General features: G+C 63.7%; 15 protein-coding genes. 8 read left to right on the forward strand and 7 right to left on the reverse strand.

Annotated elements, in window-relative coordinates; all coding sequences use genetic code 11:
- The first annotated feature begins 6 nt into the window (after positions 1–6).
- A complete protein-coding gene (araH, locus tag AC07OP_RS19500; RefSeq protein ID WP_495102201.1) occupies positions 7–975 on the forward strand; it encodes an L-arabinose ABC transporter permease AraH in 969 nt (322 codons plus the stop codon).
- A 194-nt stretch (positions 976–1169) separates the two neighbouring features.
- On the opposite strand, the gene AC07OP_RS19505 is transcribed toward araH, so the two are convergent.
- On the reverse strand, positions 1170–2318 hold the full coding sequence (locus tag AC07OP_RS19505) for an aldose epimerase family protein (RefSeq protein ID WP_098479795.1): 1149 nt from the start codon (positions 2316–2318) through the stop codon (positions 1170–1172).
- Positions 2319–2454: 136 nt separating this feature from the next.
- On the opposite strand from AC07OP_RS19505, the gene AC07OP_RS19510 reads away from it, so the two are divergent.
- Entirely contained in the window at positions 2455–3222 is a 768-nt protein-coding gene (locus AC07OP_RS19510; protein ID WP_027607585.1) for an SDR family NAD(P)-dependent oxidoreductase, read from the forward strand.
- Positions 3223–3359: 137 nt separating this feature from the next.
- Here the strand turns inward: AC07OP_RS19510 and AC07OP_RS19515 are convergent, their stop codons facing one another.
- On the reverse strand, positions 3360–3956 hold the full coding sequence (locus AC07OP_RS19515) for a glutathione S-transferase family protein (protein ID WP_495102202.1): 597 nt from the start codon (positions 3954–3956) through the stop codon (positions 3360–3362).
- 38 nt (positions 3957–3994) lie between these two features.
- Positions 3995–4507 carry a G/U mismatch-specific DNA glycosylase gene (mug, locus tag AC07OP_RS19520; protein ID WP_495102203.1) on the reverse strand — a complete coding sequence of 171 codons (513 nt, stop codon included), beginning with the start codon at positions 4505–4507 and terminating at the stop codon, positions 3995–3997.
- Positions 4508–4585: 78 nt separating this feature from the next.
- On the opposite strand from mug, the gene yghU reads away from it, so the two are divergent.
- A complete protein-coding gene (yghU, locus tag AC07OP_RS19525) occupies positions 4586–5422 on the forward strand; it encodes a glutathione-dependent disulfide-bond oxidoreductase (protein WP_065939862.1) in 837 nt (278 codons plus the stop codon).
- A 123-nt stretch (positions 5423–5545) separates the two neighbouring features.
- Here the strand turns inward: yghU and AC07OP_RS19530 are convergent, their stop codons facing one another.
- Genes AC07OP_RS19530 through AC07OP_RS19540 form a run of 3 tightly spaced genes read right to left on the reverse strand, consistent with a single transcriptional unit; the run spans position 5546 to position 8287 of the window.
- On the reverse strand, positions 5546–6472 hold the full coding sequence (locus tag AC07OP_RS19530; protein WP_027607581.1) for a sugar ABC transporter substrate-binding protein: 927 nt from the start codon (positions 6470–6472) through the stop codon (positions 5546–5548).
- A gap of 19 nt (positions 6473–6491) precedes the next feature.
- Positions 6492–7271 carry a TIM barrel protein gene (locus AC07OP_RS19535; protein WP_495102204.1) on the reverse strand — a complete coding sequence of 260 codons (780 nt, stop codon included), beginning with the start codon at positions 7269–7271 and terminating at the stop codon, positions 6492–6494.
- Entirely contained in the window at positions 7271–8287 is a 1017-nt protein-coding gene (locus AC07OP_RS19540) for a Gfo/Idh/MocA family oxidoreductase (RefSeq protein WP_098479793.1), read from the reverse strand. The genes AC07OP_RS19535 and AC07OP_RS19540 overlap by 1 nt, the downstream gene beginning before the upstream one ends.
- 185 nt (positions 8288–8472) lie before the next feature.
- Here AC07OP_RS19540 and AC07OP_RS19545 point away from each other — a divergent pair, with 185 nt between their 5' ends.
- Entirely contained in the window at positions 8473–10446 is a 1974-nt protein-coding gene (locus AC07OP_RS19545; protein ID WP_495102205.1) for a sigma-54 interaction domain-containing protein, read from the forward strand.
- Positions 10447–10801: 355 nt separating this feature from the next.
- Here the strand turns inward: AC07OP_RS19545 and AC07OP_RS19550 are convergent, their stop codons facing one another.
- Positions 10802–11851, reverse strand: a complete 1050-nt coding sequence (locus AC07OP_RS19550) for a LacI family DNA-binding transcriptional regulator (protein WP_098479791.1) — start codon at positions 11849–11851, stop codon at positions 10802–10804.
- A 162-nt stretch (positions 11852–12013) separates the two neighbouring features.
- Here AC07OP_RS19550 and AC07OP_RS19555 point away from each other — a divergent pair, with 162 nt between their 5' ends.
- Genes AC07OP_RS19555 through AC07OP_RS19570 form a run of 4 tightly spaced genes read left to right on the forward strand, consistent with a single transcriptional unit; the run spans position 12014 to position 15479 of the window.
- Positions 12014–13108 carry a fatty acid desaturase family protein gene (locus tag AC07OP_RS19555; protein ID WP_368963358.1) on the forward strand — a complete coding sequence of 365 codons (1095 nt, stop codon included), beginning with the start codon at positions 12014–12016 and terminating at the stop codon, positions 13106–13108.
- Between the two features lie 28 nt (positions 13109–13136).
- A complete protein-coding gene (locus tag AC07OP_RS19560; protein ID WP_027607575.1) occupies positions 13137–13457 on the forward strand; it encodes a MocE family 2Fe-2S type ferredoxin in 321 nt (106 codons plus the stop codon).
- A gap of 2 nt (positions 13458–13459) precedes the next feature.
- Positions 13460–14659, forward strand: a complete 1200-nt coding sequence (locus AC07OP_RS19565) for an NAD(P)/FAD-dependent oxidoreductase (RefSeq protein ID WP_495102230.1) — start codon at positions 13460–13462, stop codon at positions 14657–14659.
- Position 14660: 1 nt separating this feature from the next.
- A complete protein-coding gene (locus AC07OP_RS19570; protein ID WP_495102206.1) occupies positions 14661–15479 on the forward strand; it encodes a sugar phosphate isomerase/epimerase family protein in 819 nt (272 codons plus the stop codon).

A 15479-nucleotide genomic window follows, 5' to 3' on the forward strand; every position in this document is an offset into this window, starting at 1 on the left:
AAGACCATGACCACTCAAAACAACGCGCTGCCGACGGCACGCAAACCCCTCGATATGCGCGCACTGCTCGACAACTGGGCGATGCTGCTGGCGGCGGTGGGCATCTTTGTCCTGTGCGCCTTGCTCATCGATAACTTCCTTTCGCCGTTGAACATGCGCGGCCTGGGCCTGGCGATTTCCACCGTGGGCATTGCCGCCTGCACCATGCTGTTCTGCCTGGCGTCGGGGCACTTCGACCTGTCGGTGGGCTCGGTGATCGCCTGCGCCGGCGTGGTGGCGGCGATTGTGATGCGCGACACCGACAGCGTCATTCTGGGCATTGGCGCGGCGCTGCTGATGGGCCTGGTCGTGGGGCTGATCAACGGCATCGTGATCGCCAAGCTGCGGGTCAATGCGTTGATCACCACCCTGGCGACCATGCAGATCGTGCGCGGCCTGGCCTATATCTTTGCCGACGGCAAGGCGGTGGGCGTATCCCAGGACCAGTTCTTTATCTTTGGCAATGGCCAACTGCTGGGCGTGCCGGTGCCGATCCTGATCACCATCGTGTGCTTCCTATTTTTCGGCTGGCTGCTCAACTACACCACCTACGGGCGCAACACCATGGCCATCGGCGGTAACCCGGAAGCGGCGTTGCTGGCGGGGGTGAATGTCGACCGCACCAAGATCCTGATCTTCGCCGTGCACGGCCTGATCGGCGCATTGGCCGGGGTGATCCTCGCTTCGCGCATGACCTCGGGCCAGCCGATGATCGGCCAGGGTTTCGAGCTGACGGTGATTTCTGCCTGCGTGCTGGGCGGGGTGTCGCTGAGCGGCGGCATCGGCATGATTCGCCACGTGATCGCCGGGGTGTTGATTTTGGCGATCATCGAGAACGCGATGAACCTGAAGAACATCGACACCTTCTACCAATACGTGATCCGTGGTTCGATCCTGCTGCTGGCGGTGGTCATCGACCGCATGAAACAACGCTGATGGTGGTAAACAAGCCGGTTGTAGTGAGCGGGCTTGCCCCGCGCTGGGGCGCGAAGCGGCCCCAACACAGTCACTGCATTCTTCCAGGCTGAACCGGGTCGCGGGTTTCAGGGCCGCTTCGCGCCCCAGCGCGGGGCAAGCCCGCTCACCACAAAAAAAGCCCGCTTCGTTAACCGAAGCGGGTTGATGTCAGGTTAATCAGCGGAGAACTTGAAGACGGTGTTCTGGGTATACGTCTGCCCTGGATTCAAACGGGTCGAGGCAAACGTCGGTTGGTTAGGCGCATCCGGATAGTGCTGGGTCTCCAAGGTGAAACCACTCCAGTGCAGGTAGGTCTTGCCACCTTTGCCCTTCACCGAACCATCCAGGAAGTTGCTGGTGTAGAACTGCACGCCCGGTTCGCTGGTGTAGAGCTGCAAGCGCCGGCCTGACGCCGGGTCATGCACCTCGGCGGCGAGTTGCTTGACGTCGCCCTTGGTGTCCAGCGCCCAGTTGAAGTCAAACCCACCCTGTTTCGGCTCGGCAAACTTGAGCTGCGGGTGATCTTCCTTGATGTGCTGGCCGATCGGGGTGGGCTTGAGGAAGTCCATCGGCGTGCCCTTGACCGGTGCCAGTTCGCCGGTAGGAATCAAGGTGGCATTCACCGGCGTGTAATGGCTGGCATGCAATGTAGCGACGTGCTTGAGGATGTCGCCGTTACCCGCACCGGCCAGGTTGAAGTAGCTGTGATTGGTGAGGTTGAGTACCGTCGGCTTGTCGGTGGTGGCCTTGTAGTCGATGTGCAGTTCGTTCCTGTCGTTGAGGCGATAGGTGACTTCGGTTTTCAAATTACCGGGAAAGCCCATCTCGCCGTCCTTGGACAGGTAGCTCAGCTTCACGCCGACCGAGTCCTTGTCCTTGACCGGCTCGGCCTTCCACACCTGCTTGTCGAAGCCCTGGGCGCCGCCATGCAGTGAGTTGGGGCCGTCGTTGAGCGGCACCTGGAAGCGCTTGCCATCGAGTTCAAAGGCACCGCCGGCCAGGCGATTGCCGAAGCGGCCGATGGTTGCGCCGAAAAACGCCGTACCGGCTTGATAGCCCTGCACGTCGTCAAAGCCCAGCACCACGTCGTCGACCTTGCCGTTTTTGTCCGGCACTTTCAGCGACTGCAACACGCCGCCATAGGTGATGACCGTGGCTTGCATGCCGTGGCTGTTGCGCAGGATGTACTGTTCGACGGCAGTGCCGTCGTTGGTTTTACCGAAAGGTTTTTGCTCGCTGCTCAGGCCGGCCGCCTGGGCGCCGCCGCTGGCGATCAGCATGGACAGCGCCAGGCCGGACAGCAGGTATCGAGGGTGCTTCATGGTCGAACTTCCTTTTGTTGTTTTGAGTGGAATAGTTCTACTAATAGCGATATTTTGTCGGTTGGACAGCGAATTTATAGCCTTTAAAGCCGATTTCGTAAAATAAAATAAGACTAATTGATCGAGGCATCCTTTTATGAGTACTGAACACGCCGTTTATCCCGACCTCAAAGGCAAAACCGTACTGATTTCCGGGGGCGCCTCGGGGATCGGCGAATTCATGGTGCGCGCCTTCGCCGTGCAGGGTGCCAAGGTCGGCTTTGTGGACCGCGCGCAAAGCCAGGGCGAACGCCTGGCGGCGCTGTTGAGTTCCCAGGGGCATGCCGTGGAGTTCGTGTGCTGCGACATCACCGATGAAATCGCCTACAAGGCGGCGATAGGGCGCTTCGAGCATTCCCTGGGGCCGATCAGCGTACTGGTGAACAACGCCGCCAATGACGTGCGCCACACCCTGGAAGAAGTCGATTCGGAAACCTTCGACAAGCTGATCTCGGTCAACCTCAAACACGCCTTCTTTGCCGCCAAGGCCGTGGTGCCGATGATGAAACGCGCCGGCAGCGGTTCGATCATCAACCTCGGCTCCGTAGGCTGGATGATGGCCTCCGCCGGCTACCCGGTGTACGCCGCCAGCAAGGCCGCCGCCCACGGCATGACCCGCGCGCTGGCACGAGAACTGGGGCCGAACCGTATCCGGGTGAACACACTGGTGCCGGGCTGGGTGATGACCGAAAAACAGCTGGCCATGTGGGTGGATGACGCCGCCAAGGAACTGATCAGCCGCAGCCAGTGCCTGCCCGGCAGCGTACTGCCGGAACACATCGCCAATATGGCGCTGTTTCTCGCGTCCGATGCCTCGGCGATGTGTTCGGCGCAGAACTTTATTGTGGATGGCGGCTGGGTCTGAGCCGAACACGTCAGTTCAGGCAACCCAAATCAATGTGGGAGGGGGCTTGCCCCCGATAGCGGTGGTTCAGGCAGTACTTCTATAACTGATCCACCCTTATCGGCGGCAAGCCCCCTCCCACATTTGAACTGCTGTGCTTAGGCGATGGGGTAACGCCTGAACGCCGGATGCTGCTCCAGCCTTTCGGCATGCCGTTGCAGGTTGGGAAATGCATCCGCCTTGACCACCGACGCCACGGTGAACTGGCTGAACGACCAGGCCACCGCCGCCGTAATCGACGCCTGGGTCAGTGCTTCGCTGTCGCCCAGTTGCTTGTCCAGCAACCCATAGGCCGCGAGCAATTGCCCGCTCACGCGCTCAAGCCACGGTGCATGCAGCTTCTCGGCCGGGCGCAGGTTGTGTTCATAGACGATCTGCACGCTCTTCTCACAGGCTGCCAGCGCCAGTCCCAGAACGTGCAAGTCCTTGGCAAGTGCCGCTGGATGCTGGGGCAACAGCTTCCTGTCAGCCGGGGCCAGGGTTTCCAGGTACTCCAGGATCAGGCTGGAGTCCATCAATACCGTGCCGTCGTCCAGCACCAGGGTAGGGGCCTTGACCACCGGGTTGATCTGCGCAAATTCGTCGAAGGTGCGGAACACGGACAGGGGTTCATGCACGAAATCCACCCCGTACAGGTCCAGGGAAATGGCCACGCGGCGCACGTAGGGCGAGTCCAGCATGCCGATCAGTTTCATGAAGCCTCCATTGCTGTCAGGGTGACGAGCCCAAGAGATTAAGGGCACTCGGTCGCCCGGCGCAATTGTTGATACGCCTGCACCAACTGCTCCAGGCTGAACGCCAGGTTGCGCCCGCTGGGATTGGGCAGCACCCACACTGACGCGCCGCCCAACATCTTTGGCTGCAAGCCCCAGGCGATCTCGCGTTGGCCGCTCAACGCGCTGTAGCCGGGCTTGCCGAGGAACGCCACGAAGCGCGGCGCGCAGTGGCGGATCTTGTGTTCGAAGCCCGTCGCGGCCTGGGTGAACTCATGCCGTGCCAATTCGCCCGCGCTGGCCGTGGGACGTTCCACCAACGTGGTCAGGCCGCAGTGGTAGTGCAGCAGCGTACGCCCGTGTTCGGGGCGGATTTCATGGGGTGTGAAGCCGGCCAGGTGCAGGGTGCGCCAGAAGCGGTTGCTGCGGTTGGCGAAATGCAGGCCGAGGGCGGCGGAACCCTTGCCGGGGTTGATGCCGCAGAACACGACCCTCAGGTGATTGGCGAGAATATCTTCAAGTCTGTCGGCCATGTGGGGTATCTGAATGTGAGCCAATCGGTAAGATGCGCTTTGAATTCATCCATTCCAAGCGCCTCAGGAGCAGTGAGCATGACCGATTCATCCAGCTATGTCCCACCCAAGGTCTGGACCTGGGACACCGAAAGCGGCGGCACCTTCGCCAGCATCAACCGGCCCATCGCCGGCGCCACCCATGAAAAGCAATTGCCGGTCGGCAAGCATCCGCTGCAGCTGTATTCCCTGGCCACGCCCAATGGGCAGAAGGTCACCATCCTGCTCGAGGAACTGCTGGCCCTGGGGCACAGCGGCGCGGAATACGACGCCTGGCTGATCAAGATCGGCGACGGCGACCAGTTCGGCAGCGGCTTTGTCGGGGTCAACCCGAACTCGAAGATCCCGGCCTTGATGGACCACAGCGGCGCCCAGCCGATTCGCGTGTTCGAATCCGGCGCGATCCTGCAGTACCTGGCCGAGAAGTTCGGCGCCTTCTTCCCCACCGAGCCGGCGGCCCGCGCGGAATGCCTGTCGTGGTTGTTCTGGCAGATGGGCAGCGCGCCCTACCTGGGCGGCGGCTTCGGGCATTTCTATGCCTATGCGCCGAGCAAAATGGAATACCCGATCAACCGCTTTGCCATGGAAACCAAGCGCCAACTGGATGTGCTGGACCAGCGCCTGGCCGTGAGCGAATACATCGCCGGGGATGAATACACCATCGCCGATATCGCCATCTGGCCGTGGTACGGCGGGTTGGTCAAAGGTCGCTTGTATGGGGCGGCCGAGTTTCTCTCGGTGCACGAGTACAAGCACGTACAGCGCTGGGCGGACGCGATTGAGGCGCGGCCGGCGGTGCAGCGTGGGCGGCGGGTGAATCGGGTGTCGGGCGAGGAACAGTTGCCCGAGCGCCATGATGCAAGTGACCTGGACTGATTGAGATCCAAGTGTGGGAGGGGGCTTGCCCCCGATAGCGGTGGATCAGTCACGGACGTATCAACTGACCCACTGCCATCGGGGGCAAGCCCCCTCCCCCATTTTGATCGCCTTATCTTCGATTTATTTGTAGCGCTGTTCGAACACCGCCACCTGTTCGGGCTTGATGAGCTCGAACGGTACCCACACCTCGGACTCGATCGGCTCGCCCTTGATCATCCTGATCGCCGACTGTACCGCTTGCGTGGCCTGGGCCTTGGGGTCCTGGAACACCGAAGCGGTGAGCATGCCGCGCTTGATCGCCGCCAGACCGTCGGGCAAGCCGTCGATGCCGATAATCGCGATCTCGCCCTTGGCCTTGCCCGCCTGTTGCAAGGCCATGGCCGCGCCAATCGCCATTTCATCGTTATTGGCCACAATCGCATCGAACTGCGTGCCGGCCAGCAGCCAGTTGCTGGTCAGGTCCATGCCCTTGTTGCGTTGCCACTCGGCGCTTTGCTGCTCCACCACCTTGATGCCGGGAAAGTCCTTGAGCACCTGCTTGACGCCTTCGGTGCGGTCATGGGTGGCGTTCTGCGCGAGGTCGCCCATGATGATCGCCACATTGCCCTTGCCGCCGAGCTTTTCCGCGAGGTAGCGCATCTGCAATTGCCCGGCCTCGATATCGTTGGATGCCACGGTGACCACGCCCTTGGGCAAGGTGCGCTCATCCGGGTGGCGGTTGACGTACACCAGTGGCGTCTTGGCCGCCACGGCGGCGCGGGTCATGTTGGCGGTGGCGGCGGTGTCCACCGGCAGCACGATCACGGCGTCGACTTTCTGGTTGAGAAAGCCTTCGACCTGGTTGAGCTGGCGCACCACGTCGCCCTGGGCGTCTTCGAACTGGATCTGCACGTCCTGTTGCTTGGCGGCATTTTCCAGGCCGGTGCGCACGTAGGTCATGAAGTTATCGTCGACCCGCGCGATGCTCACGCCGATGCGATACGCGGCGAAGGTCCATTGGCTGAACAGCAGTAAAAACGCAGCAACAAGCAATGAATAGCGATGCATGAGGGTGTTCCTTTTATTGTTATAGGGTGAACGCTTGACGGAAACGCTCCAGGGCCAACTCGCTTTCGCCGCTGGCCCAGCCTTCGAGGCCGACCACGCCGTTGTAACCCATGGCGTGCAGGGCCCTGGCAATGGCCGGGTAGTGGATTTCGCCGGTGCCGGGCTCCTGGCGTCCGGGCACGTCGGCCACCTGGATTTCACCGATGGCGCTGCCTGCGCGCTGGATCAGCTCGATCAGGTTTCCTTCGCCGATCTGCGCGTGGTACAGGTCCAGGTTCATCTTCAGGTGCGGGCTGCCCACGGCTTCGATCAGCGCCAGGGTGTCGTCGGCACGGGCGAACGGGGTGCCGGGGTGGTCGACCTCAGTGTTGAGGTTTTCCAGCAGGAACACGCGGCCGGCGTCTTCGCCCAGGCGCGCGATTTTTTCCAGCGCCTTGCACGCGCTCAGCCACATGCGCCCGGTGGTCTGGCTCACGGGCTGCACCGGCAGGCCGCCGTCACCGAGTCCGGTGCCGTGCAGGTTGAGGCTGGGGCAGTTCAGGCGCTCGGCGACGCCGATGGATTCGCGCGCACTGTCGAGCAGTTGGCGGATGCCGTCGGGGTCGGTGAGGGTGCCGCTGATATAGCCGGTCATCGAGGTGAAATCGGCGCCGGTGGCGGCCAGGGCGCTGATGTCTTTATTGGTCCAGTTCCAGATTTCGGCACTGAAACCCAGTGCATGGATGCGCTTCACGCGCTCGACGAAGGGCAGGTCGAGAAACACCATCTCGGCACTGATCGCCAGTTTGAACGGGATCATCAGCGGGCTCCCTGCACGGCCACGGCCTTGCCGGTCTCGAACGACTCGATACAGGCGCGGGCGATCGCCAGGGCGGCGCGCGCGTCTTCACCGCTGGCCATGGGCTTGGCGCCGCTGCGCAGGCAGTCGACAAAGTGGTTGAGTTCGGCGATGTAGGCGTCGCGCAGCAGGTCGGTGTCCATGCGCTGGGTGTCGGCCTGGATGCCCTCGGCCAGGTAGCGCACCAGGTCGGAGTCGTTGAGGCTGCCCATGCTCAGCATGCCGGCGCTGCCGAACACTTCGCCGCGCACGTCGTAGCCGTACACCGCCTGGAAGTTGGCCTCGGCGGTGGCGATGGCGCCGTTGTCGAAGCGGATCGCGACCACGGCGGTGTCGAGGAAACCTTTGCTTTTGTATTCCGGCGCGATCAATGCGTCGGCCATCACATACACCTGCACCGCTTCGGCACCGGGGTTGAGGTAGCGCAGGGTGTCGAAGTCGTGGATCAGGGTTTCCAGGAAGATCACCCATTGCGGCGAATTGGCCGGGTTGTTGAGTGCCGGGTCGCGGGTCAGCGAGCGCAACAACTGCGGCGTGCCGATGCGGCCGGCCGCCACGTCGAGGTGGGCCGTGCGGAAGCTCTTGGCGAAACGCCGATTGAAACCGACCTGCAGCGGCACGCGCGCATCGGCCGCGGCGGCAATGGCGCGGTCGGCTTCGTCGAGGGTGATGGCCATGGGTTTTTCGCAGAAGATCCCCTTGCCGGCGCGGGCGGCGCTGATCACCAGTTCTGCGTGGCTGCGGGCGGGGGCGGCGATGAGGACGCCGTCGATGTCCGGGTCGTCGAGCAGCTGTTGCGGGTCGGTGTAGACCTTGGCTACCCCCAGTTCGGCCGCCAGGCGTGCGGCTTGGCCGGGAGTGGGGTCGGCGATGGCGGCGAGGGTTGCGCCGGGGATGTGTCGCGCAGCGGTCAGGCCGTGGAAGCTGCCCATGCGACCTGCACCGATCAAGCCCAGGCGGATGTTCTGTGTACTCATGAAATAACCCCTTTTTATTGTTGGCCGCAGGACAGCCCTGGCTGGCAAAGGGGCTGGAGCAAAGGTTATGCCAATTTATAACTGTCTGATAATTAAGACTTTATAAAATACAATAAACAAAATGTGTTCATTCTGATGACATGCCTATACTGACATGTCAAAAACATGAACATGGATATCGCCCGATGAGCATGGCGTTCAGCGTACAAGACCTCGACTACCTGGCGGCCCTGGGGCCTGCGGTGCTGAACGACGGCCCGGTGGCTGCGCTGGAACAGGCGTGGCGCGCGTGCCTCGCCGGGCAGGTGCAGCGCCCGGCCGAGGTGCGGCAGGTGATCTGGGATTCCTGGCGCCGCAGTGTCGAGGCGGGTATCGACCCGGATGACAGCCAGTACCGCTTTGTGGCGCCCCACGACCTTTCCGCCACCCTGGCCACTCACCGCGTCCTGATCGCCGCCGCTGCGCAGGTCATGCATGGTTTGCTGGCCTATAACCCGCGAGGGCATATCAACCTCACCGACGCCGAGGGCACCACCCTGTATTTCTGCGGGCTGGACATCACACCCGTCGGCAGCCGCCTGCTCGAATCGGTCCAGGGCACCAACTGCACCGGCCTGGCCCTGGCCGAAGACCGCCTGGTGTACGTGCTGGCCGAGGAGAACTTCGGCCGCGGCCTGCGTCAACGCCGCATGCACTGCGCCGCCGCGCCGATCAGGAATGCCCAGGGCCAGACCCTGGCGATGCTGACCCTCACCGCCGAACCCGGCTGGTTTCATTTTCACACCCTCGGCACCGTGCAAGCGGCTGCCGAAGCGGTCTCCCGCCAGATGGCCCTGCAAGCGCTGTTGGAAGAGCAGCAAACCGTGCTCGAAGTGCTTAACGAAGGCCTGGTGGTGCTCGATGAGCGTGGCTGCATCAAGGCGCTCAACCGTTATGCCCGGCAACTGTTCGGGGTGGGGCTGGAGCTGATCGGCAGCCCCTTCCAGCGCCTGGGCCGCAGTGAATTGAGTGACGCCATGCTTTTGCGCGGCGGTGAGCCGGTGCGTGACCTCGATTGCACCTTCCACCTGCACGACCGCAGCCAGCTCGCCTGCCTGGTCTCGGTGTGCCCGCTGGAGCAGGGCGGGGTGATCGTGTCCCTGCGCGAGAACCGCCGCATCCGTGAAATCACCCGGCGCATCATCAGCACCCAGGCGCGCTACACCTTCGACACCATCCAGGGCACGTCGCGGGCGATCCAGGACGCGCTGCACCTGGGACGCATCGCCAGTCGCAGTGAATCCACCACCCTGATCCTCGGCGAAAGCGGCACCGGCAAGGAGCTGTTCGCCCAGGCCATCCACAACGCCAGCGACCGCGCCAACGGCCCGTTCGTGGCGGTCAACTGCGGCGCGATCCCACGGGACCTGGTGCAGAGCGAGCTGTTCGGGCATGTCGAGGGTGCGTTTACCGGCTCGGCCCGGGGCGGGTCGGCGGGCAAGTTTGAACTGGCGGATGGCGGCACCATCTTTCTGGATGAGATTGGCGATATGTCCTTCGATGCTCAGGTCAGCCTGTTGCGGGTGTTGCAGGAAGGCGAGATCACCCGCGTCGGCGCGAAAAGCTCACGGCCAGTGGACGTAAGGATCATCGCCGCCACCCACCGCAACCTCAGCCAGGCGGTGGCCGAAGGGGCGTTCCGTGAAGACCTCTACTACCGCCTCAACGTCCTGAACCTGACCGTACCGCCGCTGCGCATGCGCCGTGAAGACATCCCGTTGCTGGCGCGGCACTTCCTTACGCGCTGCGCGCGTTCGCTGCGTAAAGCGGTGCAGGGCTTTGCCCCGGATGCGCTGGAAGTGCTCTCGGCCTACGCTTGGCCAGGCAATGTGCGCGAGCTGGAAAACAGCATCGAACGCGCCACCAACCTGGCGACGGGCGAACTGATCCAGGCAGCCGATCTACCCCTGGAAACCAGACCGCGCGCCACGCTGCGCCACCACGAACCTCAGCCCGCCCAGGACCTGAGCAGCCACGAAATGCACGCCATCGTCGCCGCCCTCAAAAGCACCGGCGGCAACATCCGCCTGGCCGCCCGGCAACTGAACGTATCGCGAGGTGGGCTGTACAACAAGATGAGTCGACTCGGGCTGAGTGCCGCAGATTTTCGCGGCGCATAGGGTCGAAATGTGGGAGGGGTTTTGCCCCCGATAGCCATAGGTATCTACCCAACGTTGGCTCAACGCTGAAAGCGCGACAGATAGGGCTGTCGTGGTGAGCGGGCTTGTCCCGCGCTGGGCTGCGCAGCAGCCCCAGTCAAGAAGATCGCGGTGTATCAGACACTCTGTAGAGGCTGGTTTTGGGGCTGCTGCGCAGCCCAGCGCGGGACAGGCCCGCTCGCCACAGGGAGATTTGTCAGGGTCTGAAAAGTTGCGTAGATGCCCTTGCCCCGATAGCGGAGTGTCAGTTGACATCTACTTAACTGATCCACCGCCATCGGGGGCAAGCCCCCTCCCACATTTTGATCTCCATGTATCAGGCACACATGTTCTCCGACGTCACAATCTGCGGCGCGATATACACCCGATGCCGCCCCGGATCAAACCCCTCGGCACTCTGCAATTCCACCAGCAGCTGCACCAGCGCGTTCGCCGTCTGCCTGGGCTGGGAATCCATCACCACATCGATCAACCCCTGGCTCAGCGCCTGGCGTGACAGCGCGGTGGACTCCTGCAAAATGCAGCACAACGCGGGGCGCTTGGGCAGTTGCGCGAGGGCGCTGATGATGCCGTCGCCGCCGCCGCCCACCACGCACAGGCCGCGCAGGTCGGTGTGGCGGGTGAGCAGGTCGAGGGTGGCTTCTTCGGTGATGTCGCAGTTGTCCAGGTTGATCAGCGGCTCCAGCGGTTTGAGCCCCGGGGCGTGTTCGGCCAGGTAGCTGTGCAGGCCTTCGACCCGTGCCTGGTGCCCGAGGAAGCGATGGCCGCCGAGCAGGATCCCCACGCTGCCTTTGCGTGCGCCGCAGGTGCGGGCGAGCAGCCAGCCCATGGTGCGCCCGACCACGTGGTTATCCTGGCCCACATAGGGTTCCAGGGCTTGCTCGTGAATATCCGAAAGCAGGGCCACCACCGGCACACCGGCCTCGCGGATCTGCGCCAGGCAGGCGTTGATCAGCGGGTGGGCGAAGCTGACCACGGCGAGGGCATCACACTGCACGGCCAGTTGTTCGATCTGCGCGACGATGACGCTGGGTGTGCGGTCGTGGATGTAGTCGAATTGGCAGGTCAGGTTGGCGCTGGCGTGATGCTGCGCCGCCTCGCTGATCGACTGCGCCAGGTGGGCATAGAACGCCTGGGCGGTGCCCAGCAGCAGGATGCCGAAGCGATAGGTGGGCCGGCGTTCGCGTATGCGCTGGCCGATCAACCGTGCAGCAAAATAGCCCACCGCTTCGGCAGCCTGGAACACCTGCTCGGCCGTTTGCGGATTGACTGGCGCGCGCGCATTCAGCACGCGGTCGACGGTGGCCACGCTGAGGCCCGCATGGGCGGCGACGGTGGCGATGGTCGGGCGTTTATTGTTGTTCATGACAGCCCCCTTGAGCGTCTTGATAGAAAACTATCAAGCCCCGCTGGGCCTGGATGATAGCTTGATAGGGAATGGATTCAAGGCCTTGAGGGTGATTTAGCCGCGCTCTATCGTTGGTTTCGCAAAGCACCTGAAACCTCTCGCTTGCGGAGAACAATAACAATGCCTGAACACACCGCTCACACCGCTCGGCGCGACTACAGCCTTACCGGCCCCGAAGCCGCCCGCGCGGCGGAAAAAGGCCTGGTCTCGGCCAGTTGGTACCAATCGCCGATTTCCCGTAAACGCATGAAAGAACTGATGCAACGCCGCGACGGCCCGGCCTTGCTCGACACTGCTATTTGGGCGGCCGCGCTGTTGGCCACCGGATTCGGCGGCTACTGGTTCTGGGGCACGTGGGCCTGCGTGCCGTTCTTCCTCGCCTATGGCGTGCTGTACGGCACCGCGTCCAACCCGCGCTGGCACGAAACCGGCCACGGCACCGCGTTCAAGACCCGCTGGATGAACGACGTGCTGTACCAGGTCGCAAGCTTCATGTGCATCTTCGAACCCCACGTGTGGCGCTGGAGCCATGCCCGACACCACACCGACACCATCGTCGTCGGCCGCGACCCGGAGATCGTCGAGCCACGCCCGCCGAGCCTGCCGATGATGTTTCTCAGCCTGTTCAACCTGCCCCTGGCCTGGAAGACCTTCAGCGGTGTGGCGCGCCATGCCATCGGCCAGATGAGTGCCCAGGAGGCGGATTTCATCCCCGAATCCGAGTGGCCCAAGGTGTTCCGCGCCGCGCGTATCTGGGTCGGTATTTATGCGCTGGTGATCGGCACCGCGTTGTACCTGCACAGCTGGTTGCCGCTGATGCTGGTTGGGCTGCCAAGTATCTACGGCGCCTGGCTCGGCTACGTGTTCGGCCTCACCCAGCATGTGGGCCTGGCCGAAGATGTGCTCGACCACCGCAGCAACTGCCGCACCATCTACATGAACCGCGTGCTGCGCTTTATCTACATGGACATGAACTACCACCTCGAACACCACATGTACCCGATGGTGCCGTACCACGCCTTGGCGCAATTGCACGAAGAGATCCGCAGCGACTGCCCGCCGCCGTACGCCAACCTGTTCGAGGCGTACAAGGAGATCCTTCCGACGATCTGGAAGCAGCGCAGCGATCCGACTTACTTCGTCCAGCGTCCCATCCGCCCCAGCGCTGAACCGGCCGCCAGGGCCTCGATGCATGCAGAAGCCACTGCCGGCTGAATCCCACCCAAGAACAAGAGAAAACGCCATGAACGATCAATGGATCGACGTCTGCGCCGTGGGCGAAATAGACGCGGAAGACGTGCTGCGCTTCGACCACGGGGCGCACACCTACGCGGTGTTCCGCTCGGCGGACAATGAGTTTTTCGCCACCGCCGGCCTGTGCACCCACGAGAAAATCCACCTCGCCGACGGCCTGGTGATGGACCATGTGATCGAGTGCCCCAAGCACAACGGGCGCTTCGATTACCGCTCGGGCAAGGCCCTGGGCGCGCCGGTGTGCGTCAACCTCAAGACCTACCCGGTACGGGTCGAAGCGGGGCGGGTGTTGCTCGCCGTCACGGCTTGATGATGGACGCAGCCCTGATCATCGTCGGCGCCGGCCATGCCGGTGGCCGCGCGGCACTGACCCTGCGCGAGGAAGGCTACAGCGGGCGCCTGATCCTGATCGGCGACGAACCGTACGTGCCCTACGAGCGGCCGCCCCTTTCCAAGGGCCTGTTGCAAGGCAGCATGGACCTGGCCGGCTGCAGCCTGTGCGACAGCGCCCGGCTCGCCGAGTTGGGCATCGAACATATCGCCGGTAACCCGGTCCGCGAACTGGACCCGCCGCAGCACCGCCTGCAATTGGCCGACGGCCAGTGGCTGTCCTACGCCGGCCTGTTGCTGGCCACCGGGGGCAGGGCGCGGCGTCTGCCCCAGGCGCAGGCCAACGTGTTGTACCTGCGCACCCACGATGAAGCGCTGGCGCTGAAATCCGCGTTGCGGCCCGGAGCGCGGCTGGTGATTGTCGGCGGTGGGTTTATCGGCCTGGAAGTCGCGGCGACCGCTCGTGGCCTGGGCTGCGAGGTGACGGTGCTCGAAGCCGGGCCGCGCTTGGCGGGCCGGGTGCTGGCGCCGGTCATCTCCGAGGCGCTGCTGCAGGCGCATCGCCAACAGGGTGTCGACGTGCGCTTGAATGTGGCGTTGGAGTCGATCCATGCAGAGGCGGTGCAACTGGTGGACGGGCAGTTACTGCCCTGCGACCTGGTGGTGGTCGGCATCGGCATGCAACCGAATATCGAGCTGGCCGTGGCGGCGGGGCTGGAGGTGGGGCAGGGCATTCGCGTCGACGCGCACCTGCGCACCAGCGCGCCGGACATCTACGCGGCAGGTGACGTGTGCGAGTTTCGCCTCGGCGGCGAGTACCAGCGCCAGGAAACCTGGCGCAATGCCGAGGCCCAAGGGCGGCATGCCGCACTGAACATGCTCGGGCGTGATGAGCCGTTCGAAGCGCTGCCCGGCTTCTGGTCCGACCAGTACGACTGGGGCTTGCAGACCGTGGGCGTGATCACGCCGCTGACCGTCAGCCGTGCCTTGCCGGGCGCGGGTCTGTTGCTGTTCTACCTCGACGCCGACCAGCGCTTGCAAGGCGCCTGCGGCTGGGGCCCCGGCAATAGCGTGGCCAAGGACATCAAGCTGTGCGAACGCCTGATCAGCGCGCGCATTGCCCTGAACGCGGCCAGCCTGGCCGACCCTGACGTGTCCCTCAAACACCTGCTGCGAGGCTGATATGCGCCAATTCCTGGTATTCCAATCCCTCTGGGCGATGCACACCGAGCCCGGCCCCCTGGAGGCCCAACTCGACCGCATCAAGGCCGCCGGTTTCGACGGCATTACCGATCACTACTGGCACGCCGCCGATGTCGCGCGCCTGCACGCAGCCGCCACGGCGCGGGGCCTGGAGATCGAAGGCCAGTTGTTCCCGCAAAGCGTCGACGACCTGGCGGCGGCACTGGATGTGATCAGCCGCCACGGCTGCCACCACCTCACCCTGCAAGCCGATGTGCGCCCGCGCACCCAAACCGAAGCCGCCCGCTTGATCGAAGGCTGGCAGCGCCTGGCCGAGCAGGTGGATTTTCCGGTGCTGCTGGAAACCCACCGCTATCGCCTGACCAACGACCTGCTGTTCACCCTTGACCTGCTGGCGCAGATGCCCGATTTGAAGCTGCTGGCCGACCTGTCTCACTACGTGGTCGGCCGCGAGCTGCCCGAGCCCGGCGCCGCCGAAGACGACGAGCAGATCCGCACGATCCTGCGCCACAGCTGGGGCTTTCATGGCCGTGTGGCCAGCAGCGAACAGGTGCAGGTGTCGCTGGCGTTCCCCCAGCACCAGGCCTGGGTGCAGCGCTTTACCGCGTGGTGGCGTTACGGGATCGAAGACTGGCTGGCCCGCCCCGAGACCCCGCACAGCCTGTCCTTCACCTGCGAACTGGGCCCGCCGCCCTATGCCATCACCGGCGCCGATGGGCGTGAAATCAGTGATCGCTGGGCCGAGGCGTTGCAGCTCAAGGCGTTGATTCGCGACGTGTGGCAGGCGTGCCGGAAATGA

The organism is Pseudomonas sp. GW821-FHT09D08 (assembly GCF_059416305.1).